This is a genomic window from Streptomyces sp. MAI_2237 (assembly GCF_054189285.1).
Map to the genome: position 1 here is coordinate 874,550 of NZ_JAJPGQ010000001.1, position 22,972 is coordinate 897,521.

Here is a 22,972-nt window from a genome sequence, read left to right on the forward strand (position 1 = left end):
CTCGGTTCCTCAGTTCGCCGTCACCCGGATCTTCGACTGCCCGTGCGGCAGGGCCTCCCAGTCCTCCATGAAGTGGGCCCGCAGCCCGTACTTTCCGGCCAGTTGCACCAGCGTCCGCGTCCGGTAGTAGAAGTCCTCCCGCAGCACGTGGTGCTCCTCCGCCTCCGTGCGATCGAAGGTGAAGTCGAACCAGCCGCCGGGTGCCAGCACCCGCCCGACATGGGCCAGGCACTCCTCGATGACGTGCAGGGGCGAGTGCGAGAAGACGCTGTGGGCGTGCACGACGTCGAAGTGCGCGTCGGGCAGGGAGCGGAAGGTGAGGTCGCGCACCGGGGTCAGGGTGGGCAGCCGCTTCTCCAGGCCCATCTCCACGATCGTGTCCTGCGCGGCGAACAGGATGTCCGGTGAGATGTCGATGCCGTAGTAGTGCCCGGGCTCCAGGTGCCGGATGAACCGCCAGCCGCCGCGCAGGTTGCCGCAGCCGATCTCCAGCATGCGGTGCGCGGGGCGCAGCCCGTGGCCGACGAGGTAGTCGAACTGCATCGCGCCGAGTGCCAGCCAGCGCTCGCGGGTGCGGCTGCCGACGGCCGCGTCCGGGCTGTCGCGGGTGTCCGACCGCATCACGGCCCGGTAGTAGTCGACGTGGTCGGGGTGTCGGTGGCTCAGCCACAAGTCCCTTGCGGCACGGGCCAGATGGCGGGGCACCCGGTCGGGGTGGCGCAGTGCGTAGCCGAGGCGGTGGCCGAGCGCGGCACGGTTGGCGGTGAGGTTCCTGGCGGGCATGGTCCGGCCTTTCCGAGGCGGAGGGGCGAGGGGCTGCTGCAAGCCTCGGGGCGGGGACGGGACGTCCGGGTCGGCCGACAGCCCACGTCCGCGGGCCGGTTCGGACGAGGACGATGTCAGCCGATCGGTTGATGCGGGACGGGGCGGGCCGCGTTAGACACGGACCATGGAGAACAGCGAAGGGCCGCCGGGCATGAGGGAAGCCGAAGGGCCGGGCACGGGCAGCGCCGACAGTCCGGACACGCGAGGGAACGCAGGCCGTCCCGGTGCTGAGCGTGCCGGTGCCTCCGACGGGGACGAGCGGCGTCTGCTCGTGGTGGTGCATGCCGCGTTCCTGCTGTTGCTGGGTTCCTCCTTCGCGCGCTTCCTCACCCGCGACCAGGGAGGGTCCCGTACCGCCTGGGTGGCGGGGCTCTTCGCGGTCTTCGCCCTGCTGTACGCCCTCGGCCACCTCCTCGCCCCACCCCCGCGTGCCGGGACCCCGCCCGGCGCACGTCACCTGGTCTGGCTGGCCTCGGTGTCGGCGGTCTGGGCCGCCCTGCTGGCTGTCGCGCCGAGCGCCACCTGGTGTGCGATGCCGCTGCTGTTCGCCGGCCTGTACGCCCTGCCGCCACGGATCGCGGTGCCGCTGGCCGCCGTACTGACGGCGCTGGTCGTGGTCTCCGAAGTCCGGGCGGCCGAAGGGCCGTTGAACCCCAATATGGTCGTGGCGCCGATCGCCGTCGCCGCGGTCGCCACGGCCGTCTTCGTCCATCTGCAGCGACAGGGGGCGCGACAGCGCGCGCTGATCGACGACCTGGTCCGCACGCGCCGCGACCTGGCGGCGACGGAGCGGCGCGCGGGCGTCCTGGCGGAGCGGCAGCGGCTCTCGGCGGAGATCCACGACACGCTCGCGCAGGGCCTGTCCAGCCAGCGGATGCTGTTGCAGGCCGCGCAGCGCGTCTGGCCGACGGACCCGGAGACGGCCCGGGCGCATGTGCGTGAGGCGGCCGACGTCACCGCCCGCAGCCTCGCCGAGGCCCGCCGGTTCGTCCACGACCTCGCCCCCGCCGACCTGGCCGGCCAGTCCCTGCCCGCGGCCCTCGCCGCCCTCGCCGAACGGGAGAGCGGGCCGGGACTGACCGTCGGCTTCCACCTCGTCGGCGACCCGCCCGTCCCGCTCCCCGAGCGCACCGAGGCGGCCCTCCTGCGGATCGCCCAGGGCGCGCTGGCCAACGTACGGGAACACGCCGCCGCGACCCGGGCCGCGCTCACCCTGACCTGCCTGGACGAGCAGATCTGTCTCGACGTCGCCGACAACGGACGGGGCTTCGATCCGGCCCCGACCCGCCCGGCCACCCTGGTGTCCCCGGCCGCCCCGCCGACCGCCGCCCCGGGACGGACCCGCGGCCACGGGCTGCCGGCCATGCGCATCCGGGCCCGGCAGTCGGGCGGCACCCTCATGGTGGAGTCGGCGCCGGGCGAGGGGACGGTCGTGACGGCGGCGATCCCGCTGGCTCCGGCGGAGGCGGCACGAGCGGGGACGGCGTACGGCCCGACGCCGGAGCCGGCCGCGTGAGCGGGCCCGTCCGTCTGCTGCTCTGCGACGACCACGCCGTGGTCCGCGCCGGGCTGCGCGCCCTGATGGCCAGCGCCGAGGGCATCGAGGTGGTCGGCGAGGCGGGCAGCGGGGAGGAGGCGCTCGCCTTGGCCGCCCGGCTGCGCCCGGACGTGGTCCTGATGGACCTGCAACTCGGCGACGGCATGGACGGAGTGGCCGCGATCCGGCAGCTGACGGCAGGTCAGTCACCGCCGCGCGTACTGGTGTTGACGATGTTCGACACCGACGCCGACATCACCCGGGCCATCGAGGCGGGCGCCACCGGTTACCTGCTGAAGGCCGAGCGCCCGGAGGAGCTGTTCGCGGCCGTCCACAGCGCGGCCCGCGGCCGTACGGCGCTGTCGGCGCCCGTCGCCGACCGCCTGCTGGCCAGGATGCGCAGCCCGCACCCGGTGCTGTCCACGCGCGAGCGGGAGATCCTCGGCCAGCTGGCCCGCGGCCTGGGCAACCGGGAGATCGCCCGCGCCCTGTTCATCAGCGAAGCGACGGTGAAGACCCATCTGGGCCGTATCTACGGCAAGTTGGGGGTGGAGACCCGGGCGGGCGCGGTGGCGGTGGCGAAGGAACGACGGCTGCTGGGCTGACACCGCTACCCGGCCAAAGGCACCTCGGGCAGCCGTAGCCGGGCGCGCTCGCCGTCCTTCGCCAGTTCCGCCAGCAGCGCGGCGATCTGCTCCCGGTCGTGGGCCGAGAGGTGTCCCGAGTCGTCGAGGTGGACGGCGCAGGCGGTGGTGGCGTCCGCGAGCCGCTCCAGCGAGGCGACGACCTCGTCCGCGCCCTCCGAGTGCCGGGCGAGCGGGGGCAGTTCGGCCGCGGTGAGGGCGATCGCGGTGCGGGCCTCGGCGAGCGCCCGGTAGGCCTCGCGGCGCAGTGTCCAGCGGGTGGCGCGGTCCGCCGACTCGCTCAGTACGTGGGCGAGATACGCCTGCGTGGCGTCGCCGGCCGCCGCGAGCCGGGCCCGCACTCCCCCGCCCCGCTGCCCCGGCATCGGCAGATGGCCGACGACGAGCACGATCGCGCAGGCCAGGAGGGTCTCGCCGATCCGGCTGACGGAGGCCTGCGGCTCGCCGCCGACCATCACCAGCGCCAGCACCAGGACGGTGACGACGGTGGTCTGCGCGGCGAAGTGCCGGGTGGAGACGGGGATGAGGGCACCGCAGAGGGTGACGAGGACGACGAGTCCCTCGGGGCGGGGCAGCACGGCGGCGAACCCGGCGAACAGCAGCGCCCCCAGCACGGTGCCCGCGGCCCGGCTCAGCACCCTGGAGGCGAGCGGTCCGAGGTCGGGCTTGACGAGGAAGACGGCGGTGGCGGGCAGCCAGTACCAGTGCGTGTGCTGCCCGTACCAGCGGGCGTGGTGCAGTGCCTGCGCGACGGCGGCGCTTGCCCCGAAGCACAGGGCGACCCGCAGACCGTACTCGCGTCCGCCCGCCCCGAAGGCGACCCGGAGCAGGTCCCGGACGGACCGGTTGCGCGTGTGCAGGTCGCCGCCGCTGCCCCGGTCGAAGGCGTCGGCGGCGTGCAGCAGGGCGTCGTCGAGGGCGCGCAGGGCGGGCACGGACCGGTGGGGTGCGGGCAGCGGCCCGGTATGCGTGTTCTCGCGTACGGCGGCGGCGAGGCGGCGGGGCCCTTCGGAGGTCCGCCCGGTGACGGGCTCCCCGGCCCAGGCGAGCGCGGTCGCCGCCTCGGCCAGCGGCAGCGCGGCGGCGTACTGCGCGTGCAGCCGCCGCTCGGCCGAGGAACTGGCGTACCGCCGCAGCCGGGGTCCGGCGAGGGCGTCCTGCGCGTGGTCGAGGGCGGCGGTCAGCGCGACGCGGCGGGCGACGGCCGCCTCGGTGCCTGCGGCGTCGAGCAGGTCGGCGACGGCGTCGTACACCGCGGCCACGGCGACCCGCTCCCCGTCGAACCGGAAGTCGCCGGCGGTGGCGCCGGATGTGGGCAGGAGCAGCCGCAGGCCGAGGAGCCAGCCCGCGCCGAGCACGAAGGCGAGCGCCCGCGCCCAGCCGGCCTCGGGCGCCGGCATCCCGGCCCCGACGGCCGAGGCGACGAGCAGCTGCGTCCCGGCACCGGAGGCCACGGGCCCCACGGCACTGACGCCCCCGGCGAGGAGCCCGATCCCGGTGAAGAGGAGGGTGAGGGCGACGGGGTGGGCGTGCACCCCGGCGTACGTCCCGACGAGCAGGCCGGCGGCCCCGGCGAGCGCGGGCAGCCCGAGCCGCCTCACCGATGCCCGCCGGCTGCCCGGGCGGTCGTTGATCCCGGCGAGCATGGCGGCGATGGCGGCGATGACGCCGAGTGCGGTGCGGTCGAGGAGCACGGCGGTCAGGAGGAGCGGCCCGGCCGACAGCGCACCGCGCGTGACGGCACTCCAGGAGACGGGCCCGCGCTGGGCACGGAGGGCATGGGCGAGCCAGGGCGGAGGACGGAACGCGAGGGCGGGGCGGGACACGGGGCTCCTGACGGACGAGGGCGGGGTGTGCCTTCGGGCGACGGTGGCCGGGCTTGGGGTGTGCTCTCCACAGTACGGGGCGTTGCCGTGACGGACGGCGCAAAGGTGTTTCGGCGGTGTGAAGGTCGGGCGGTGGGCCGGGTTCTTTATGAACGCAAAGGGCGGGCGGGAAAATGGGGTGCGCTGCCGGCGGTCGGGCCTGGACCATCGACGTGACCGTCCCGTGTCCGACCGAGGAGCCGCCCCCCGTGATCCGTCGTGTCACCTCCCCCTCCCTCTTTCCGCCACCCCGCTACTCCCACGCCTCCGTCGTCGAGGCCGGGAGCAGGCTCGCGTTCCTCGCCGGGGCCGTGCCGCTCGACTCCGAGGGGAAGTTGATCGGCGAGGGCGATCCGGTACGGCAGGCCGAGCAGGTGCTGGTGAATCTGGAGGAGCAACTGCGCGCCGTGGGCAGTGACTTCGCGCGGGTCGTGGCGACCGACGTGTACGTGGTGAGCGGCGACACCTCCGTGCTGTCCGCCGTCTGGGACGTCGTCGAGGCGTCCGGGCTTAGCCTGGGACCGCACTCCTCGACGCTGCTCGGCGTGAACTGCTTGGGTTACAGCGGCCAGTTGGTCGAGATCACGGCCACCGCGGTCGTGCCCGAGGCGGTGTCGTCATGAGTCCGTCGCAGCCGCCGGCGGTCCTCCGCCGGGCCACCACCGCCCCCGATGCGCTCGCCGCCGCCGACGTCTGGCTGGACTCCTTCGCCGCCGCGCTGCCGACGGTCGTCAGCCCGCGCTCCGCCGACGAGGTGCGGGCCTACTTCCGTGACGTGGTGGTGCCGTCGCGCGAGACCTGGGTGGCGGAGGCCGCCGACCGGGTCGTGGGAGTGATGGTGCTCGCCGGTGACGAGCTCTCCCAGCTCTACCTCTCCCCCGACTGGCGCGGGCGCGGCATCGGCGACCGTTTCGTGGCGCTGGCCAAGGAGCGCAGTCCGGGCGGCCTGGAGCTGTGGACCTTCCAGGTCAACAAGTCCGCCCACCGGTTCTACGAGCGGCACGGCTTCGTCGCCGTCGAGTACACGGACGGCAGCGGCAACGAGGAGCGGGAGCCGGACGTGCGCTACGCCTGGCGGCCGTGAGTCAGGCTGCGGCCTCCCGCCGCCCGAACGCCCAGGCCGCGGCCTGCGCCGCCAGACCGACGAGATCCGGTTCGCCCGTCTCGCCGTTCAGGTGCCGGTACTCGACCGCGGTGAGGATGACGATCCGTTCCCGCAGGCCGAGGTGGTCGTAGAACCCGCTGTCCAGGATGTCCGCGGCCGCTTCGCCCGCCGGGACGCCGGCCGCGTGGCGGGCGTGGACCAGGGCTTCGAGCCGCCGGAGGTAGGTGATGTAGTCCCGGACGTTTTCGGGGCCCATCACCGGGCCGTGCCCCGGGATCACGGTCTCCGGCTCCAGCGCGAGGATCGTCTCGCAGGCGGCGGCGATCCGGGCGAGCGGTCCGTCCCAGTGCACGGGGTGGTCGTCGGCGAACAGCACGTCCCCGGCGCAGACCACCCCCTGTTCGGGCAGATGGACGATGAGGTCACCGGCGGAGTGCGCGGGGCCCACCTCGATCAGTTCGGCCCTGATGTCGCCGACCCTGAGGTCGTACCGGCCGCTGAAGGTGACCGTCGGCGGCACGGCCTCGACGTCCTCGTACCGGTAGCGGCCGAAGTGCTCGCGGGCGTACCAGCCCAGGGGCTGGTCGGCCGGGGTTCCGGTGGTGAGGAAGTGCATCTGCTGGGGCGAGGGTTCCCGGCACAGGTGCTCCGCGCTCGCCTTGGTGGCGATGATCTCGGCGCCCGGGAAGAGGCCGTTGCCGAAGGTGTGGTCGCCGTTGACATGGGTGTTGACGATCGTCCCGACCCCCGCCGCGCCGGCCGGCAGGACCGGGCGGGCGGCGGCGATCATCGCTTCGGTCATCGGCCGGTCGTAGGGCGTGTCGACCAGGGCCGCCCGCTCGCCGGAGGTGATGAGCAGACAGTTCGCGAAGCCCCAGGTGCCCGTGTGGGGCGGGGCCCACAGGTGGAGGCCGTCGGCCACCGGGGTGAGTGCGTCGGGAAGGTTCATGCCGCTCATTGTGGGCGAGAACGATCATCCTCGGGGACCCGCCCCCACACCCGCCGCTTCGGCACCGGCTTCGCATAGCTTCCCGCCCGGCTCGTCGTCAGCCCCAGCGCCACCAGCGACTCCGCGAGTTTCACCGCCGCGCCGACGCCGTCCACCACCGGCAGCCCGAGCTTCTCCCCGACGGCCCGCTGCAGCCCCGTCATCCCCGCGCAGCCCAGCACCAGCACCTCGGCCCCGGCCTCGCGCGCCCGTTCGGCGGCCGACAGGAAGGCGGCCTCCGTGCGGTCGGCGTCGCCGAGGTCGAGCACGCCGAGGCCGGTTCCGACGACGGCGGCGCAGTTGCGGCCCACCCCGGCCAGTTCCAGGCTGTCCTCGATCTGCCCGCAGGACCGCTCCAGGGTGGTGACGATCCCGTACCGCCGCCCGAGCAGACAGGCCAGGTGGGCCGCGGCCTCGGTGATGTCGACGACGGGTACGTCCACCAACTCCCGGACGCCTTCCCGCCCGTGCTCGCCGAAGCCGGCCAGTACGACGGCGTCGTACGCCGGGCCCTCGTACGTCCGCAGCAGGTCGATGACGGCCGCGGCCGAGAGGTGGCTGTCGAGCCAGCCCTCGGCGGACTCCGGCCCCCAGGCGGGGGTGAGGCCGCGCACGGTGGTGCCCGGGCCTGCGGCGGCCCGGGCACCTCGTACGATCTCCGCGGTCATCTCCTGCGTGGTGTTGCAGTTGGTGACGACGATCCGCACGTTCGTCAGACCTCCACGGCGGCGGGCTCGGACGCGCGCTCGGTCCGGCAGATCAGCAGGTAGAGACCGGCCGCGAGGGCCGTGCCGATGAACCAGGAGTACGGGGCGACGTCGCTGAAGGACTTCACCAGCGCGAGCACCGCCGCGACGGCGGCCGAGGGCAGGAACGCCCACAGCGCCTTGGGATTGACGCCCTTGCGGTAGTAGTAGCGGGAGCCGGGGCGGGCGTCGAAGAGCTCGTCCACGTTCACGCGGCCGCGCTTGACCAGGTGGTAGTCGACCATGATGACGCCGAACAGCGGGCCCAGGAAGGCGCCGAGGCCACCGAGGAAGTAGTTGACGACGGTCGGGTTGGAGAAGAGGTTCCAGGGCGTGACCACCAGCGCGGCGACCGTGCTGATCATGCCGCCGATCCTGAACGTGATCTTCTGCGGCCAGACGTTGGCCAGGTCGTACGCCGGTGAGACGAAGTTGGCGACGATGTTGACGCCCATGGTGGCCACGGCGAAGGTGAAGGCCGCGACGACCAGCACCCAGGTGTTGCCGATCTTGGCGACGAGTTCGGCCGGGTCGGTGATGGCCGTGCCGAACGCCTCCAGCGAGCCGGCCGTGACGATCACCGAGACGACCACGAAGGCGGTGGAGTTGATGGGCAGGCCCCAGAAGTTGCCGCGCCGCACGGTCCTGTAGTCGGGTGCGAAGCGCGAGAAGTCGCAGAAGTTGAGCATCAGCGTGCCGTAGGTCGCGAGGATCAGGCCGATCGCGCCGAACCACTGCCGCCACTGCTCGCCGACCGGCACCGGGTGCGGGGTGGAGGTGAGCGAGATGCTCCAGTCGGCCTTCCACAGCACCCACACCGCCAGCGCGATCATCACCAGCCAGATCGCGGGACCGCAGAAGTCCTGGAACTTCCGCACGGACTCCATTCCCTGACTGATGATCAGCGCTTGGACCAGCCACAGGGCGACGAAGGAGCACCAGCCGAGGGCGTCGAGTCCCAGGAAGGAGTGGTGCGTCCAGGACACCAGCTCCGGAAAGGCGGCCAGCAGCATCACGTTGACGGCGACGGAGGCCAGATAGGTCTGGATGCCGTACCACATGATGGCGATCACGGCCCGGATCAGGGCCGGGATGTTGGCGCCCCAGACGCCGAAGCTGATGCGGCTGACGACCGGGAAGGGCACGCCGTGCCGCTGGCCGATCCGGCCCATCCAGTTCATGCCGACGTAGATGAGCACGAAGCCGACGAGCAGGGCGGTGAAGACCTGCCACACGTTCATGCCGAGGACCAGCAGGCCGGCGGCGAAGGTGTAGTTGCCGAGGTTGTGGACGTCGGACATCCACATGGCGAACAGGTCGAAGACCTTCCAGTTCCTCTTCCCGGCGGGCGCGAGGTCTTCGTTGGTGAGGCGGGGATCGGGGACGAACGCGGGGGCGCCGGTGGCTGCGGCGCGGTCGGCGAGGGACACGGGGCCTCCAGAACGGGGGAGGGAGGAACGGGTGCGGCCGTTTGGTATACCAAACTGCGGTCATAGTCCCGCCGTCAAGGGTTCCGACCGATGTCGTCGCCGTTAACGCTCCGTAAAACACCCCGCGGGCCGGAGTGGGCGCCCCCACCGGGGACAATGGCTCCATGAGCTCCCCCACGAAGACCGAACCCCTGGGCGCGGTCCGTGAGCGCGTCCTGGCGAACCTGCGGCAGGAGATCATCGCGGGCCGCCTGCTGCCCGGAGACCGGCTGGTCGAGCGGGAGCTCGCCGACCGCTACGGCGTCTCCCGGGTGCCGGTCCGCGAGGCGATCCGGGCACTGGTCGCCGAGGGGTTCGTGCACTTCGAGACACCGCGCCGCACGGTCGTCCGCCGGCTCACACCGAACGACGTCCGGGAACTGTTCGAACTGCGCGAGGCGCTGGAGGTCTACGCGGCCGGACTCGCCGCGTCGAACGCCACCCCGGAGGACCTGGCCGAGGTCGAGGAGCTCCTTCGGCGTGCGGCCGCCGCGACCGAGGCCGGGGACGCCGAGCTGATCACGGACATCAACAGCCGGCTGCACGACCGCATCGTGGCGATGGCGGGCAACAGCCTGCTGACCGCCGCCCTGGAGCCGGTCGCCGGCCGACTGCGCTGGATGACCCGGCGAAACGAGGAGTGGCCCCAACTTCTCGTGGAACACCGCGAGTTGTACGAGGCCATCGCCTCCGGCGACCCCGAGCGCGCCCGCACGCACGCGCTGACCCACGTGCGCACCAACTACCGCTCCACGGTGCGGCATCTGTTCGGCGACGCGGACGCCTGATTCCGGGGCACGACCGGATCAGCGGCGGGCGTACCTGTCCGTCGCGGCCACCAGCGCCTCGGCCATTCCGGGGCCGCCCACGCTGTGGCCGACGTCGTCCACGATCACCAACTCGCTGCCGGGCCAGGTGTGATGGAGCCGCCAGGAGATGCCGAGCAGGTTGCCGAAGTCGAGGCTGCCCTGGACGAGGGTGCCCGGGACGTCCTTCAGCACAGCGGCGTCGCGCAGGACGACGCCTTCGTCGTTGCCCTCGCCGAGGAAGTGGTCGTTGCCCCAGTAGTGGGTGACGGTGCGGGCGAAGCCGTAGCGGAACTCCGGGTCCTCGAACCGCGGGACGGACCGCGGTGGCGCGGGAACCGTCGCCGTCTCCCAGTCGGTCCAGGCCCGCGCCGCCCTCGCCCGCACCTCCGGGTCGGGCGACTCCAGCAGCCGGTTGCAGGCGGCGGCGAGGTTGCCGTCCCGATCAGCGGCGGGCAGGGCGGCCTTGAACCGCTCGAACGCCTCGGGGAAGAACCGGCCGACTCCCCTGGTCAGCAAGGCCACTTCGGCGTTCGAGCCGGTCGCGACCCCGGTCACCACCACCTCCGACACCGCGCCCGGGTGCGTCTGCGCGTACCGCAGCCCCAGCACCGACCCGAACGACACTCCCCACACCAGCCACCGCCCGATCCCCAAGTGCCGCCGCAGCAGCTCCAGATCGGCGATGAGGTGAGCGGTCGTGTTGACGCTCATGTCGGTGTCGTAGGCGCTCGCGTGCGGCACCGACCGCCCGCTGCCGCGCTGGTCGAGCAGGACGATCCGGTAGGCGGCCGGGTCGAACAGGCGCCGGTAGGAGGGGCTGGAGCCGGAGCCCGGACCGCCGTGCAGCACCAGGGCGGGCTTGCCCCGCGGATTCCCGCAGGTCTCCCAGTACACGCGGTTGCCGTCGCCGACGTCGAGCAGGCCGTGGTCGTACGGTTCGATCTCCGGATAGAGGGGCATCCGGGCACGGTAACCCCGCGACGGCCGTGACCGCCCGCTCATTTCACGGGCAGGCCCGCCGCCTCCCCCGCCGTGCGCAGCACGTCCCGCAGCATGTCCGGGGTGAGTCTGCCGGTGAAGGTGTTGCGCTGGCTGACGTGGAAGCAGCCGAAGAGGTCGAGGCCGTCCAGCGGCACGCGCGCACCGTGCGCGAACACGGGCCGCGGCCGGGGAACCGCCCAGCCGGCCTCGGCGAACGCGGGCAGTGCCGCCTGCCAGCCGAACGCGCCGAGCACGACCACCGCGCGGAGCGTGGGCCGCAGCAGCCGCAGCTCCTGGACCAGCCAGGGCCGGCAGGTGTCCCGTTCTGTGGGGGTGGGTTTGTTCTCGGGCGGGGCGCAGTGCACCGGCGAGGTGACGCGGACGCCGAGAAGCTCCAGGCCGTCGTCGACGGCGACGGAGGTGGGCCGCGAGGCCAGCCCCACGTCGTACAGCGCCTGGTACAGCACGTCCCCGGAGCGGTCGCCGGTGAACATGCGGCCGGTGCGGTTGCCGCCGTGCGCGGCGGGGGCGAGGCCGACGATCAGCAGCGAGGCGTCGGAGGGACCGAACCCGGGCACCGGCCGCGCCCAGTACGTCCAGTCCCGGAAGGCCGCCCGCCTGGTCCGCCCGACCTCCTCCCGCCACTCCACGAGCCGAGGACACGCGGCGCATCCGGCGATCCGGGAGTCGAGTTCGACCAGGCTGTCCATGGAGCAACGGTACGTCGCCGGTCCCGTCGGAAAACCGCGCGGAGCACCCGGCGCGAGGGGGTTAAGGTCGGGGACATGGCTCCGCACGCTGACGAGGACGAAACCGACGGCCCGCAGGACACCGTCCGGAAGGCCGGCGCCGAGCCGGCCGCCGACCCCGAGGTCGCCGCCGCGATCGCCGCCGCCGAGGCGGCCGGGCCGGCGAGCGGCGAGAGCGTGCGCGTCGACAGTTGGATCTGGGCCGTCCGGCTGATCAAGACCCGTTCGCTCGGTGCCGCCGCCTGCAAGGGCGGGCACGTACGGGTGAACGGCCAGAGCGTGAAGCCCTCGCACAGCCTCCGTGTCGGCGACGAGGTGCGGCTGCGCCACGAGGGCCGGGAACGGATCGTGATCGTCAAGCGGCTGATCCGCAAGCGGGTCGGCGCCCCCGTGGCGGTCCAGTGCTACGTCGACAACTCCCCTCCCCCGCCGCCGCGCGAGGCCGTCGCCCCCATCGGCATCCGCGACCGCGGCACGGGACGGCCGACCAAGCGCGACCGCCGCGAGCTGGAGCGACTGCGCGGGCTCCTGGGCGGCGGCACGGCACGACCGGACGGGCACTGACTGCGGACACACGGACAGGGGCGTCCGGCGCGGGCCGGACGCCCCTCTCCGTAGCCGGGGCTCAGCCCCGTCGTCGTACGAGATCCAGCAGATCCCTGTTCGACCCGCGCCGCGCCCAGGCGATCACGGCGAGCGGCACGATCAGGATCAGCGGGGTCGCGGCGTTCTCCCCGCCGAAGACGATCATCTGGACGAAGAACGCGCCCGCCATCAGCGCGCTGAGCGCGACCGCGGCCACGGACTGCAGCACCGGGATCAGCAGGGCCACGGCACCGGCGAGTTCGAGCGCGCCGATGGTGTACATCCCCACACTGCCCCAGCCGAGCTTGTCGAAGGCGTCGACGGCGTACTGGTTGCCGATCAGCTTCGGCAGGGCGCTCGCGACGCCGTAGAAGAGGGCGAGCAGCACCTGCACGGTCCGCAGCGCGATCCGGGCGCGGCGGCCGCGGACGGACACGGAAGCGGCGGGGGCGGCGGTGACGGGGACGGTGGTCTCGGACATGGGGTTCTCCTGCGGTGAGCGGTCGGTGTCGCTGTCACAGGGGTAGACCGGGGCGCCCGCCCGAACTCATCGCTCCCGGCGCCCTCTTCACAGCTCGAACCAGCCGTGCCCGTGGTACCAGTGTCCGCCCGCCCGCAGATGGTCCCCGACGGCCCGTTCCAGGGCGCTGCGCCGGGGCAGCGTCTCCACCGGCAGATGCGGGTCGCCGAACACGAACTCCACCGGGTCGGTGTCCGCCGGTTCCTTGTCCTCGCGGGCGAGCCGGAACCGCTGCTGGAACCGGACGATGTTGGAGCCGGCCGGCAGCTGGCGCGCCAGCTGCGGGTCCAGCAGCCAGGAGTGGCAGGTCGCGACCCGGTACTTCTCGTCGGGGAAGCAGCGGGCGAAGAACCCCTCCGCCAGCGCCAGCGAGCGGTCGCAGGCGGCCGGCGTGAGCGGGCCGAGGAAGTCGGGGATGTGCAGGTTCAGACACGGCGTGCCCGGACCGACGTCGAGTCCCGCCGCCGCGAGCGCGGTGCCCGTACGCCGCCCCAGCCGTGCCCGCTCGAACTGCAGCCTGCCCAGCTGGTACAGCTCGCCCCGGAAGTGGTGGCCGAACCACCAGACGGCGTGCACGCCCGCCAGGCCGTACCGCCGCCGGTGCACCGCCATGTGCCGCCCGAGGTCGGCCAGGGTCCGCCGGGACACCTCGTCCGGGACGCCCCGGCCGCGGTGGTAGGCGCGCGTGTACGGCAGTGCCGCCACGAACACGTACACGGGGAAGCAGCGCTGCAGCGGGCCCGAGGCCCAGTCGAGCTCGGGCAGGTCGAGGCCGGTGCCGATCTCGCCCATGCCCCGCACGAGCTCGGCCACGGACGCCTCCAGCGCCTGCCGCAGCTCCGGGTCGTCGGTGACCCGCCGGCTCATCCGTACGAGTGCGCCGATGTCCTCATGGGGTACCGCGAGATCGAGCAGGATCTCGGCCAGTTCGTCCGCAGCCGGCAGCACAGGAACCCCCTTTGGTGAACGTCCGCATCGAAGAGTACGTTGCAGGAAGGATCGGTGATCAGTCGATGCGTACCGGCAGTGAACCCATGACCGCGCGCAGTGCCCTGCGGGCGCGGTTCTGGCTGAGCGTGTGGGGGCTGGTCTGGGCGGTCTTCGGCACGGCCGCGTTCGCGCTGGTGGGACGGCCCGGATGGGCGGCGGCCTGCGGGGTGCTGTGGCTGGTGATCACCGTCGACCTGACGTTCATCGTCCGGCACATGCGCCAGGGCCCGCACTACCAGCCGGGCCCGGACGTCCCGCCGTACCGGCCACCGGGCAGGCGGTAGGGCCCCGCGGGGCCGGGCCGTTCCGCACGGCGGGCCCTGGCTCAGGCCGGTTCGTCGAAGCGGGCCGCCTTCAGGTACTGCGGGTTCGGGTCCAGCGCGGCCGCGAGGCGGAAGTGGCGCTTGGCCTGGTCGCCGCGACCCTGGCGCTCATAGGTGCGGGCGAGCGCGAAGTGGGCGAAGGAGTTGTCCGGCTCGCGCTCCAGGACGATCGTGAACTCCAGCTCCGCGGGCCGCAGTTGCGCGGCGGCGAAGAAGGCACGCGCGCGCAGCAGACGGGCGGCGGTGTTCTCGGGGTGCGCGGCGATGACACCGTCGAGCAGCTTCACCGCGCCCCGCGGGTCCCGTGCGCTGAGCAGTTGCTCGGCGGCACGGAAGTCGATGACATGCGTCTCCGGAGTACGTCCGGTCGAACCGCTGGTGTCGGGCACGGCACAGTCCTTCCCTCACTGGAGGGGTTCAACGCGCCCGGACGGGCGTGCTATTCCCGGGGCTGCCGGGACGGGCCCCCCGCGGCGTGCGCCCGGCGCTCGAGATCGGCCCACACGTCCCGCACCCGGCGCCGCAGCTCCTCCAGGGGTACGTCGTTGTCGATCACGACGTCCGCGATCTCCCGGCGCTTCTCCCGGGTCGCCTGGGCGGCCATCCGGGCGCGGGCGTCCTGCTCGGTCATGCCGCGCAGCCGCACGAGCCGGTCGAGCTGAGTCTCAGGGCTCGCGTCGACGACGATCACGACGTCGTACAGCCCCGCCAGGCCGTTCTCGGCGAGGAGCGGCACGTCGTGGACGACGACGGCGCCCTCGGCGGCGGCCTCCTCCAGCTCCCGGGACCGCGCGCCCACCAGGGGGTGCACGATCGAGTTCAGCAGCGCGAGCTTCTCCGGGTCCGCGAAGACGATCGAGCCGAGCCCGGGACGGTCCAGGGTGCCGTCGGCGGTGAGCACGTCCGAGCCGAAGGCGTCGACGACGGCGGCCAGTCCGGGTGTTCCCGGCTCGACGACCTCGCGCGCGATGCGGTCCGCGTCGATCAGCACGGCCCCGCACTCCACGAGCAGCCGCGACACCTCGCTCTTACCGGCACCGATGCCCCCGGTCAGGCCCACCTTCAGCATGCCCCGAAGCTTACGGCCCGCCTGAGGCCGTGCGTGCCGGCCCCCTCGGGGTCAGCCCCCGGGTCAGTTGTCGCCCTCGCGCTCCGCCAGGAAGCGCTCGAACTCCTGCCCGATCTCGTCGGCGGAGGGGATGTCCACCGGCTCGGCGAGCATGTTGCCCCGGCTCGCGGCCCCGGCGACGGCGTCGTACTGGTTCTCCAGCCCCTGGACCAGGGTGGTGAGCTCCTCGTCGCCCTCGCGGATCTGCCGTTCGATCTCGGTCTGGGTGCGGTGGGCCTCGGTGCGCAGGCCGTGCGCGATGGCCGGGAGCACCAGGCCGGTGGCGGCCGTGATGGCCTCCAGGACGGTCAGGGCCGCGTCCGGGTACGGGGAGCGGGCGATGTAGTGGGGGACGTGCGCGGCGACGCCCAGGACGTCGTGCCCGGCCTGCATGAGGCGGTACTCGACGAGAGACTCGGCGCTGCCGGGGACCTGCGCCTCGTCGAAGGGGCTGCGGTGCCCGGGGACCAGGTCGCCGCGGTTGCCGTGCGGGGTCAGGCCGACGGGACGGGTGTGCGGGACGCCCATCGGGATGCCGTGGAAGTTCACGGCCAGGCGGACGCCGAGCCGCTCCACGATCTGCTCGACGGCCTTCGCGAAGCGCTCCCACTCCACGTCCGGCTCCGGGCCGGACAGCAGCAGGAAGGGCGCCCCGGTGGCGTCCTGGACGAGCCGCACGTCGATGCTCGGCTCCTCGTAGTCGGTCCACCGGTCGCGCTCGAAGGTCAGCAGCGGACGGCGGGCGCGGTAGTCCACGAGCCGGTCGTGGTCGAAGCGGGCCACGACCTGGTGGGGCAGCGAGTCCAGCAGTCGTTCGACGATCTGGTCGCCGGTCTCGCCCGCGTCGATGTATCCGTCGAAGTGGTAGAGCATGACAAGGCCGGCCGACTCCTGGGCGAGCGCCATGTCGACGACTGCCAGGCCCTTCGGCTCCCATGCGTACAAACCCTGCGGATCAAGCACAGTGACCGCTCCTCCTCGTGTTCGTACACATCAACGCCCCCTGAAGCAGGGTCATTCCCGCCCACGCCCCTGATCAGCCCTCTCGCACCGCCTTTCCTGGCCGAGGGCACTGCAACGCGCCCCAGAGCGGGGCGAGGAACTGCGCGCCAAGCCCCCACCGGCCGGCAACCGGACAACCGGCCCGGGCAACACCAAGGGGCCGCACCTCGAAAGGTACGGCCCCTTGATTACCGGCTAAGCCTCAGCGGCGAGCGTTCAGCTCTGGCCACCCGCGAGCTTCTCACGAAGCGCGGCAAGCGCCTCGTCGGAAGCCAGCGCACCGGAGGTGTCCGCACCCTCGGAGGAGTACGAACCGCCACCCGCGGCCGGAGCCGCACCGGCGGCGTCGCCACCCTCGGCGGCAGCGGCAGCGTCGGCCTCGCGGCTCTTGATGACCTGCTGCTGGTGCTGCTCGAAGCGGGTCTGCGCCTCGGCGTACTGGCGCTCCCACTCCTCGCGCTGCTTCTCGTAGCCCTCGAGCCAGTCGTTGGTCTCGGGGTCGAAGCCCTCGGGGTAGATGTAGTTGCCCTGGTCGTCGTACGACGCGGCCATGCCGTACAGCGTCGGGTCGAACTCGACCGAGGCCGGGTCCGAACCGAAGGACTCGTTGGCCTGCTTCAGCGAGAGGCTGATGCGACGGCGCTCGAGGTCGATGTCGATGACCTTGACGAAGATCTCGTCGTTGACCTGGACGACCTGCTCCGGGATCTCCACGTGGCGCTCGGCCAGCTCGGAGATGTGGACCAGACCCTCGATGCCCTCGTCCACGCGGACGAACGCACCGAACGGAACCAGCTTCGTGACCTTGCCGGGCACGACCTGGCCGATCTGGTGGGTGCGGGCGAACTGCTGCCACGGGTCTTCCTGGGTCGCCTTCAGCGACAGGGAGACGCGCTCGCGGTCCATGTCGACGTCGAGGACCTCGACCGTGACCTCCTGGCCGACCTCGACGACCTCGGAGGGGTGGTCGATGTGCTTCCAGGACAGCTCGGAGACGTGGACCAGACCGTCGACGCCACCCAGGTCCACGAAGGCACCGAAGTTGACGATCGAGGAGACCACACCGGAACGGACCTGACCCTTCTGGAGGGTCGTGAGGAACGTCTGGCGGACCTCGGACTGGGTCTGCTCCAGCCAGGCACGGCGGGACAGGACCACGTTGTTGCGGTTCTTGTCCAGCTCGATGATCTTGGCCTCGAGCTCCTTGCCCACGTAGGGCTGGAGGTCGCGGACGCGGCGCATCTCGACCAGGGAGGCCGGGAGGAAGCCACGGAGGCCGATGTCGAGGATGAGACCACCCTTGACGACCTCGATGACGGTACCGGTGACGATCCCGTCCTCTTCCTTGATCTTCTCGATGGTGCCCCAGGCACGCTCGTACTGGGCGCGCTTCTTCGAGAGGATCAGGCGGCCTTCCTTGTCCTCCTTCTGGAGAACAAGGGCCTCGATCTCGTCACCGACGGCGACGACCTCGTTGGGGTCGACGTCGTGCTTGATGGAGAGCTCGCGGCTCGGGATAACGCCTTCGGTCTTGTAACCGATGTCGAGCAGGACCTCGTCCCGGTCGACCTTCACGATGACGCCGTCGACGATGTCGCCGTCGTTGAAGTACTTGATCGTCTCGTCGATCGCGGCGAGGAAGGCTTCCTCGTTACCGATGTCGTTGACCGCTACCTGCGGGGTGGTGGCGGTGGTCTCGGTGCTGCTCGTCATGTGGGAAAGGGCTCCGGTACGGACATTGAAGTCGTAGGTACTGCTTACGCCGGGAGCCCGTTTCGCTCTGAAGAAGCCGGACAGCCAAGGAAGCGCCCCACCGAAATCGGTGATGGCGCCTCGAAAACCGAGGGGACATACAACAGATGCGAGCGCAGCCTGCTACGTCTGAGGTGCGCAGGCCCGCAGCGCAACTTGTAGCATACGGGGGCAGCCGGGCAGGGTCAATGCGCGAAGGCGCACACCCGGGGCGGATCGCCCCATACCCGGCACAAGAACTGTCTCGCGAGGCCACGCAGGCCTGCGACACCCCTTCCGTGACACCCCGTGGGCGTCGGGTTGGAGGGAAGAGTACGACGAGGGAGCCGATCATCCAAGAGTCCGTTTCTTCCGAGCGCGAGTACGACCCCGAGTCCGGGCACGACTCCGGGCACGAGGTCGAGCCCGAGGCCACCCGGCGCACGGCCGGTGTCGCGGAGAGCGCCCGGGCCAACCGGGGCTGGTGGGACCGCAACGCCGACGAGTACCAGGTCGAGCACGGCACGTTCCTCGGCGACGACCGGTTCGTGTGGGGCCCGGAGGGCCTCGACGAGGTGGAGGCCGAGCTGCTGGGCCCGATGGAGGAACTGAAAGGACAGGACGTCCTGGAGATCGGCGCGGGCGCCGCCCAGTGCTCGCGCTGGCTGGCCGCGCAGGGCGCCCGCCCGGTGGCCCTGGACATCTCTCACCGCCAATTGCAGCACGCGCTGCGCATCGGCGGCGGGTTCCCCCTCATCTGCGCGGACGCCGGCGCGCTGCCCTTCGCGGACGCCTCCTTCGACCTGGCGTGCTCGGCGTACGGGGCGCTGCCCTTCGTCGCCGAGCCGGTCCTGGTACTGAAGGAGGTGCGGCGGGTGCTGCGCCCGGGCGGGCGGTTCGTCTTCTCGGTGACCCATCCGATCCGCTGGGCCTTCCCGGACGAGCCGGGACCGGAGGGGCTGAGCGTGTCGGCCTCCTACTTCGACCGCACCCCGTACGTCGAGCAGGACGAGGAGGGCCGCGCGGTCTACGTGGAGCACCACCGGACGATCGGCGACCGGGTGCGGGACGTGGTGGGGGGCGGCTTCCGGCTCGTCGACCTCGTCGAGCCGGAGTGGCCGGCCTGGAACACCGCGGAGTGGGGCGGCTGGTCGCCGCTGCGCGGGAACCTGATCCCGGGGACTGCGATCTTCGTCTGCGTACGAGACTGAGCGTGTGATCCGTTACGACGCCCTGGACGCGCTGCCCGTACGCGGTGCGCTGCCCGCCCTCGACGACGCCCTGGAGGGGCACGGCACGGCCGTTCTGGTGGCCCCTCCGGGCACCGGGAAGACGACGCTGGTGCCGCTGGAGCTGTCCGGGCTGCTCGGGCGGGGCCCGGCCCGTCGCGTGGTCGTGGCGGAGCCGCGCCGCATCGCCGTCCGTGCCGCCGCGCGGCGGATGGCGTGGCTGCTGGGCGAGCGGACGGGCGAGAGCGTCGGATACACCGTGCGCGGCGAGCGGGTGGTCGGGCGGCACACGCGCGTGGAGGTCGTCACGACCGGTGTGCTGCTGCAGCGGCTGCAGCGGGACCAGGAGCTGGCCGGTGTGGACGTGGTGGTCCTCGACGAGTGCCACGAGCGGCATCTGGACGCCGACACCGCGGCGGCCTTCCTGTGGGACGTGCGGGAGACGCTGCGGCCCGAGCTGCGGTTGCTGGCGGCGTCGGCGACCACGGACGCGGAAGGGTGGGCGCGGCTGCTGGGCGGGGCGCCGGTGATCGAGGCGGAGGGCGTCTCGCACCCCGTCGAGGTCGTCTGGGCGCCGCCGGCCCGGCCCGTACGGCCGCCGCACGGCATGCGGGTGGACCCGGCGCTGCTCGCGCACGTGGCGTCGACGGTACGGCGGGCGCTGGCCGAGCGGGACGGGGACGTGCTGTGCTTCCTGCCGGGCGTGGGCGAGATCGCGCGCGTTGCCGGGCAGTTGGGGGATGCGGGCGGCGCCGAGGTGCTCCAGGTGCACGGGCGCGCACCGGCCGCCGTGCAGGACGCGGTGCTCTCCCCCGGCACCCGGCGCCGGGTGGTGCTGGCGACCTCGGTGGCGGAGTCGTCGCTGACGGTTCCAGGCGTACGGGTGGTCGTCGACTCCGGGCTGGCCCGGGAGCCGCGCGTCGACCACGCGCGCGGGCTGAGCGCGCTGACGACGGTACGGGCCTCGCAGGCGGCCGGGCGGCAGCGGGCGGGGCGGGCCGGTCGTGAGGCGCCGGGCGCGGTGTACCGCTGCTGGGCGGAGGCCGAGGACGCGCGGCTGCCGCGCTTCCCGGCGCCGGAGATCAAGGTGGCCGACCTGACGGCGTTCGCGCTGCAGACGGCGTGCTGGGGCGACCCGGACGCGTCGGGGCTGGCACTGCTGGACCCGCCGCCGGGCGGCGCGATGGCGGCGGCACGGGCGGTGCTGACGGCGGTGGGCGCGGTGGACGCCGACGGCCGCGCCACGCGGCGGGGAACCGCCCTCGCCCGCCTGGGCCTGCACCCACGCCTGGGCCGGGCCCTGCTGGACACCTCCGGCCGGGGCGCCGAGGCGGTCGCCCTCCTGTCGGAGGAACCACCCCGCGAGTACGGCGACGACCTCACCGCCGCCCTCCGCGCCGCCCGCCGGGGCAACGACGCGTACGCCGCCCGCTGGCGCACGGAGGTGCGGCGGCTGCGGGCGAGCGCGGAGGGTGCGCCGACTGCGGCCGGGGACGACCGGACGCGGGCGGGCGAGGCGGGCAGGCCGGCGCCCGGCATGGACGACCGGGCGGGGTCGAGCCGCGACGATCGCGCAGGCACCGCGGGCACCGCGGGCACGGCGGGCGACCGCGGCAGGACGAGCGCGGCGGCCGGCGGGGCGGACGACCGGCTCGTGGGGCTGGTGGCCGCTCTCGCGTTTCCTGAGCGGGTGGCCAAGGCCGACGGGGGTTCGTATCTCATGGCCTCCGGCACCCGGGCCGAGCTCGGTGACGGCAGTCCGCTGCGTGGGGCGCCGTGGATCGCGGTCGCCGTGGCGGACCGCCCCGTCGGCAAGGGGCACGCGCGCGTGCGGCTCGCGGCGGTGATCGACGAGGACCTGGCCCGGCGCGCCGCCGGTTTCCTGTACTCCGAAGCCCAGGAGGTCCACTGGGCCGACGGGGACGTCGTGGCGCGCCGTGTGCGGCGGCTGGGGGCGATCGAGCTGGCGGTGCGGCCGTTGAAGGACGCCGACCCCGGCCTCGTACGGGAGGCGCTTCTGGAGGGGCTGCGGGAAGAAGGGTTCGGCCTGCTGCGGTGGTCGCCCGACGCCGTCGTACTGCGCCGGCGGCTCGCCTTTCTGCGGCTGCGCCTCGGGGAGCCGTGGCCCGACGTCGGCGACGACGCGCTGCACGCGCGTGTGGACGAGTGGCTGGAGCCCGAGCTGGGGCGGGCCCGGCGGCGGGCGGACCTGGGGCGGATCGACGCGGGGCAGGCGCTGGCCCGGCTGCTGCCCTGGGCCTCCGGGGAGGCCGGGCGGCTCGACGAGCTGGCGCCCGAGCGCATCACCGTCCCGAGCGGGTCCAGGATCCGGATCGACTACGGCGATCCCGAACAGCCCGTGCTCGCCGTGAAGTTGCAGGAGATGTTCGGTCTGCACGCGTCGCCCGCGGTGGCGGGCGTGCCGTTGCTCGTGCATCTCCTCTCCCCCGCCGGGCGGCCCGTCGCCGTCACCGCCGACCTCGCCTCCTTCTGGAAGGACGGCTACAAGGGTGTGCGCGCCGAGCTGCGCGGCCGGTATCCGAAGCATCCGTGGCCCGAGGACCCGGCGACCGCCGAGCCGACGCGGCACACCAACGCACGGCTCAGGCGCTGACGGGTTCGGGCGCGGCGGACTCGGCGTGTGCCGGGTCGGCCGGGCGGCGGCCGCGGGCCTCCAGCCACAGGGAGAGGGCGAGCAGCAGGGTGCCGAGGACCAGGAAGCCCCACGGGAGGTACGACGTCATCGTCAGGACGAGGGTGCGGTTGGACTTCACCAGCGCGACCGTGTGACGGATGTAGTCCTCGCGCATCTTCACGTGGCCGGCGAAGGCCGTCACCTTGTCCCGGCCGCCGAGCAGGGTGCCGCCGCGCAGCTCCTCCTTGTGGATCTCCTCGCCGTAGACGGGGGCACCGGTGACGGGCTCGACCCAGAACCTGCGGACGGTGGTGTACCAGCGGGTGGTGCCGGTCTTGGCGACCGACTCGGGGGTGATGCCCTTGACGGGCATGGTCTTGGGGAAGGCGACCTTGGTCCAGGGGATGGTCTGCTCGAAGTAGTAGACCTTCACGCCGCGGAAGTCCCGGGTGCCCTTGTAGTGGATGGGGTTGGTGGTGCGGGTCTGCGCGTCGAAGTACTCGTAGTCCCGTTTCTGCGTCAGGAAGGGCCATTTGAACTCGATGCCGGTGCGCCTCACCGGGTCGCCGTCGACCATCTCGCCGGTGGCATGGACCGGGGCCTGGCTGTGGGCGTCGAAGATGTAGCGCTCGGGGATCTCGGAGACCATCTTGCCGTCGGGCCCCTGGACGTAGGACAGGCCGTCCCAGACGACCACGTCCCGGCCTGCCGCCTTACCGATCCTCTTCGCGGCCTCGACGTCGCCCTTCAGGGTCTGCACGATGGTGACCTTGGAGACCTTCTTCGCCTTCATCGTGCCGTAGTCGAGGAGCGTGGCGTTCCTCGCCTCCAGGACCATGTCCTGGTACTGGCCGGCCGGGATCTTGGCCAGGCGCGGGAAGGCGTACCAGCGCAGCAGCGGGGACAGGGCCGCGAAGAACACGGCGAAGGCGAGCAGGACCAGACTGGCCTTGCGGCGCATCTCGGCCTCCCGGGCGGACGGCTACGGGTGTGCGGGCACCGTCGTCAGCAGCGGCTTCGGCGACGTCTTTCCGGTCGGGGTTCCCATCGCGGTGATCGTGAGGATCAGCGCGAACGCGACGGCGAGACCGGTCGCGGCGGCGATCAGGGCGCGCATGCCTGCCTCCCGAC

The 22,972-nt window shown here is 72.8% G+C and carries 24 protein-coding genes; 9 read left to right on the forward strand and 15 right to left on the reverse strand.

Annotated features, from left to right (window positions below):
• Window positions 1-9: 9 nt before the first annotated feature.
• Window positions 10-783 (reverse strand): class I SAM-dependent methyltransferase, encoded by a 774-nt coding sequence (locus LN251_RS04090; RefSeq protein WP_458243121.1) that lies wholly within the window; start codon window positions 781-783, stop codon window positions 10-12.
• Window positions 784-949: 166 nt separating this feature from the next.
• Between LN251_RS04090 and LN251_RS04095 the strand changes: the two genes are divergently transcribed.
• Complete coding sequence (locus LN251_RS04095; protein ID WP_458243122.1) at window positions 950-2,341, forward strand: sensor histidine kinase; 1,392 nt, start codon at window positions 950-952, stop codon at window positions 2,339-2,341.
• Entirely contained in the window at window positions 2,338-2,967 is a 630-nt protein-coding gene (locus tag LN251_RS04100; RefSeq protein WP_458243123.1) for a response regulator, read from the forward strand. Before LN251_RS04095 ends, LN251_RS04100 begins: the two co-directional genes overlap by 4 nt.
• Window positions 2,968-2,972: 5 nt before the next feature.
• Here the strand turns inward: LN251_RS04100 and LN251_RS04105 are convergent, their stop codons facing one another.
• Entirely contained in the window at window positions 2,973-4,832 is a 1,860-nt protein-coding gene (locus LN251_RS04105) for an FUSC family protein (RefSeq protein WP_458243124.1), read from the reverse strand.
• Between the two features lie 248 nt (window positions 4,833-5,080).
• Between LN251_RS04105 and LN251_RS04110 the strand changes: the two genes are divergently transcribed.
• Together LN251_RS04110 and LN251_RS04115 are read left to right on the forward strand one after the other, a co-directional pair.
• On the forward strand, window positions 5,081-5,494 hold the full coding sequence (locus LN251_RS04110; protein WP_458243125.1) for a RidA family protein: 414 nt from the start codon (window positions 5,081-5,083) through the stop codon (window positions 5,492-5,494).
• Window positions 5,491-5,955: an N-acetyltransferase family protein gene (locus tag LN251_RS04115; RefSeq protein ID WP_458243126.1), complete on the forward strand. Its 465-nt coding sequence runs from the start codon at window positions 5,491-5,493 to the stop codon at window positions 5,953-5,955. The genes LN251_RS04110 and LN251_RS04115 overlap by 4 nt, the downstream gene beginning before the upstream one ends.
• Window position 5,956: 1 nt before the next feature.
• Here LN251_RS04115 and LN251_RS04120 read toward each other — a convergent pair whose 3' ends face one another.
• From LN251_RS04120 to LN251_RS04130, 3 genes are read right to left on the reverse strand one after another with little or no spacing between them, the layout of a single operon-like run.
• Complete coding sequence (locus LN251_RS04120; RefSeq protein WP_458243127.1) at window positions 5,957-6,925, reverse strand: MBL fold metallo-hydrolase; 969 nt, start codon at window positions 6,923-6,925, stop codon at window positions 5,957-5,959.
• A gap of 5 nt (window positions 6,926-6,930) precedes the next feature.
• Entirely contained in the window at window positions 6,931-7,671 is a 741-nt protein-coding gene (locus LN251_RS04125; RefSeq protein ID WP_458243128.1) for an aspartate/glutamate racemase family protein, read from the reverse strand.
• A gap of 5 nt (window positions 7,672-7,676) precedes the next feature.
• Window positions 7,677-9,140: an NCS1 family nucleobase:cation symporter-1 gene (locus tag LN251_RS04130; RefSeq protein WP_458243129.1), complete on the reverse strand. Its 1,464-nt coding sequence runs from the start codon at window positions 9,138-9,140 to the stop codon at window positions 7,677-7,679.
• A 164-nt stretch (window positions 9,141-9,304) separates the two neighbouring features.
• Between LN251_RS04130 and LN251_RS04135 the strand changes: the two genes are divergently transcribed.
• Complete coding sequence (locus LN251_RS04135) at window positions 9,305-9,967, forward strand: GntR family transcriptional regulator (RefSeq protein WP_458243130.1); 663 nt, start codon at window positions 9,305-9,307, stop codon at window positions 9,965-9,967.
• Window positions 9,968-9,985: 18 nt separating this feature from the next.
• Here LN251_RS04135 and pip read toward each other — a convergent pair whose 3' ends face one another.
• The gene (pip, locus tag LN251_RS04140) at window positions 9,986-10,948 is read right to left on the reverse strand and encodes a prolyl aminopeptidase (RefSeq protein WP_458243131.1); all 963 of its coding nucleotides are present in this window, start codon (window positions 10,946-10,948) and stop codon (window positions 9,986-9,988) included.
• Between the two features lie 38 nt (window positions 10,949-10,986).
• Window positions 10,987-11,679, reverse strand: coding sequence for a uracil-DNA glycosylase (locus tag LN251_RS04145; RefSeq protein ID WP_458243132.1), 693 nt, complete (start codon window positions 11,677-11,679; stop codon window positions 10,987-10,989).
• Window positions 11,680-11,754: 75 nt separating this feature from the next.
• On the opposite strand from LN251_RS04145, the gene LN251_RS04150 reads away from it, so the two are divergent.
• Window positions 11,755-12,282, forward strand: a complete 528-nt coding sequence (locus LN251_RS04150) for an RNA-binding S4 domain-containing protein (RefSeq protein WP_458243133.1) — start codon at window positions 11,755-11,757, stop codon at window positions 12,280-12,282.
• A 61-nt stretch (window positions 12,283-12,343) separates the two neighbouring features.
• On the opposite strand, the gene LN251_RS04155 is transcribed toward LN251_RS04150, so the two are convergent.
• Both LN251_RS04155 and LN251_RS04160 read right to left on the reverse strand, forming a co-directional pair.
• Entirely contained in the window at window positions 12,344-12,784 is a 441-nt protein-coding gene (locus LN251_RS04155) for a DoxX family protein (protein ID WP_458243134.1), read from the reverse strand.
• Window positions 12,785-12,871: 87 nt separating this feature from the next.
• Entirely contained in the window at window positions 12,872-13,771 is a 900-nt protein-coding gene (locus tag LN251_RS04160; protein WP_458243135.1) for an acyltransferase domain-containing protein, read from the reverse strand.
• Window positions 13,772-13,836: 65 nt separating this feature from the next.
• Here LN251_RS04160 and LN251_RS04165 point away from each other — a divergent pair, with 65 nt between their 5' ends.
• Window positions 13,837-14,097, forward strand: coding sequence for a DUF6343 family protein (locus LN251_RS04165; RefSeq protein ID WP_458243136.1), 261 nt, complete (start codon window positions 13,837-13,839; stop codon window positions 14,095-14,097).
• A 41-nt stretch (window positions 14,098-14,138) separates the two neighbouring features.
• Here the strand turns inward: LN251_RS04165 and LN251_RS04170 are convergent, their stop codons facing one another.
• The 4 genes from LN251_RS04170 to rpsA form a co-directional block, all read right to left on the reverse strand.
• Window positions 14,139-14,525, reverse strand: coding sequence for a tetratricopeptide repeat protein (locus LN251_RS04170; protein ID WP_458243137.1), 387 nt, complete (start codon window positions 14,523-14,525; stop codon window positions 14,139-14,141).
• 50 nt (window positions 14,526-14,575) lie between these two features.
• Window positions 14,576-15,205 (reverse strand): dephospho-CoA kinase, encoded by a 630-nt coding sequence (gene coaE / locus LN251_RS04175; protein WP_458243138.1) that lies wholly within the window; start codon window positions 15,203-15,205, stop codon window positions 14,576-14,578.
• Window positions 15,206-15,268: 63 nt separating this feature from the next.
• Window positions 15,269-16,207 (reverse strand): PAC2 family protein, encoded by a 939-nt coding sequence (locus LN251_RS04180; protein WP_249834689.1) that lies wholly within the window; start codon window positions 16,205-16,207, stop codon window positions 15,269-15,271.
• 255 nt (window positions 16,208-16,462) lie between these two features.
• The gene (gene rpsA, locus LN251_RS04185) at window positions 16,463-17,959 is read right to left on the reverse strand and encodes a 30S ribosomal protein S1 (protein ID WP_137300444.1); all 1,497 of its coding nucleotides are present in this window, start codon (window positions 17,957-17,959) and stop codon (window positions 16,463-16,465) included.
• A 317-nt stretch (window positions 17,960-18,276) separates the two neighbouring features.
• On the opposite strand from rpsA, the gene LN251_RS04190 reads away from it, so the two are divergent.
• On the forward strand, window positions 18,277-19,188 hold the full coding sequence (locus LN251_RS04190) for a class I SAM-dependent methyltransferase (RefSeq protein WP_458243139.1): 912 nt from the start codon (window positions 18,277-18,279) through the stop codon (window positions 19,186-19,188).
• Window positions 19,189-19,192: 4 nt separating this feature from the next.
• Window positions 19,193-21,820 carry an ATP-dependent helicase HrpB gene (gene hrpB / locus LN251_RS04195; protein WP_458243140.1) on the forward strand — a complete coding sequence of 876 codons (2,628 nt, stop codon included), beginning with the start codon at window positions 19,193-19,195 and terminating at the stop codon, window positions 21,818-21,820.
• On the opposite strand, the gene LN251_RS04200 is transcribed toward hrpB, so the two are convergent.
• Together LN251_RS04200 and LN251_RS04205 are read right to left on the reverse strand one after the other, a co-directional pair.
• Window positions 21,810-22,802 carry a DUF3068 domain-containing protein gene (locus LN251_RS04200; RefSeq protein WP_362992627.1) on the reverse strand — a complete coding sequence of 331 codons (993 nt, stop codon included), beginning with the start codon at window positions 22,800-22,802 and terminating at the stop codon, window positions 21,810-21,812. The genes hrpB and LN251_RS04200 overlap by 11 nt on opposite strands.
• Before the next feature lie 21 nt (window positions 22,803-22,823).
• On the reverse strand, window positions 22,824-22,958 hold the full coding sequence (locus tag LN251_RS04205; RefSeq protein WP_249834692.1) for an SPW_0924 family protein: 135 nt from the start codon (window positions 22,956-22,958) through the stop codon (window positions 22,824-22,826).
• Window positions 22,959-22,972 lie beyond the last annotated feature (14 nt).

Bases quoted from the DNA above. Each gene is read 5' to 3' on its own strand.
- rpsA (WP_137300444.1), bottom strand. From the start codon at position 17,959: ATGACGAGCAGCACCGAGACCACCGCCACCACCCCGCAGGTAGCGGTC.
- LN251_RS04120 (WP_458243127.1), bottom strand. From the start codon at position 6,925: ATGAACCTTCCCGACGCACTCACCCCGGTGGCCGACGGCCTCCACCTG.
- LN251_RS04165 (WP_458243136.1), top strand. From the start codon at position 13,837: ATGCGTACCGGCAGTGAACCCATGACCGCGCGCAGTGCCCTGCGGGCG.
- coaE (WP_458243138.1), bottom strand. From the start codon at position 15,205: ATGCTGAAGGTGGGCCTGACCGGGGGCATCGGTGCCGGTAAGAGCGAG.
- LN251_RS04150 (WP_458243133.1), top strand. From the start codon at position 11,755: ATGGCTCCGCACGCTGACGAGGACGAAACCGACGGCCCGCAGGACACC.
- pip (WP_458243131.1), bottom strand. From the start codon at position 10,948: ATGCCCCTCTATCCGGAGATCGAACCGTACGACCACGGCCTGCTCGAC.
- LN251_RS04155 (WP_458243134.1), bottom strand. From the start codon at position 12,784: ATGTCCGAGACCACCGTCCCCGTCACCGCCGCCCCCGCCGCTTCCGTG.
- LN251_RS04095 (WP_458243122.1), top strand. From the start codon at position 950: ATGGAGAACAGCGAAGGGCCGCCGGGCATGAGGGAAGCCGAAGGGCCG.
- LN251_RS04090 (WP_458243121.1), bottom strand. From the start codon at position 783: ATGCCCGCCAGGAACCTCACCGCCAACCGTGCCGCGCTCGGCCACCGC.
- LN251_RS04145 (WP_458243132.1), bottom strand. From the start codon at position 11,679: ATGGACAGCCTGGTCGAACTCGACTCCCGGATCGCCGGATGCGCCGCG.
- LN251_RS04205 (WP_249834692.1), bottom strand. From the start codon at position 22,958: ATGCGCGCCCTGATCGCCGCCGCGACCGGTCTCGCCGTCGCGTTCGCG.
- LN251_RS04135 (WP_458243130.1), top strand. From the start codon at position 9,305: ATGAGCTCCCCCACGAAGACCGAACCCCTGGGCGCGGTCCGTGAGCGC.
- LN251_RS04200 (WP_362992627.1), bottom strand. From the start codon at position 22,802: ATGCGCCGCAAGGCCAGTCTGGTCCTGCTCGCCTTCGCCGTGTTCTTC.
- LN251_RS04115 (WP_458243126.1), top strand. From the start codon at position 5,491: ATGAGTCCGTCGCAGCCGCCGGCGGTCCTCCGCCGGGCCACCACCGCC.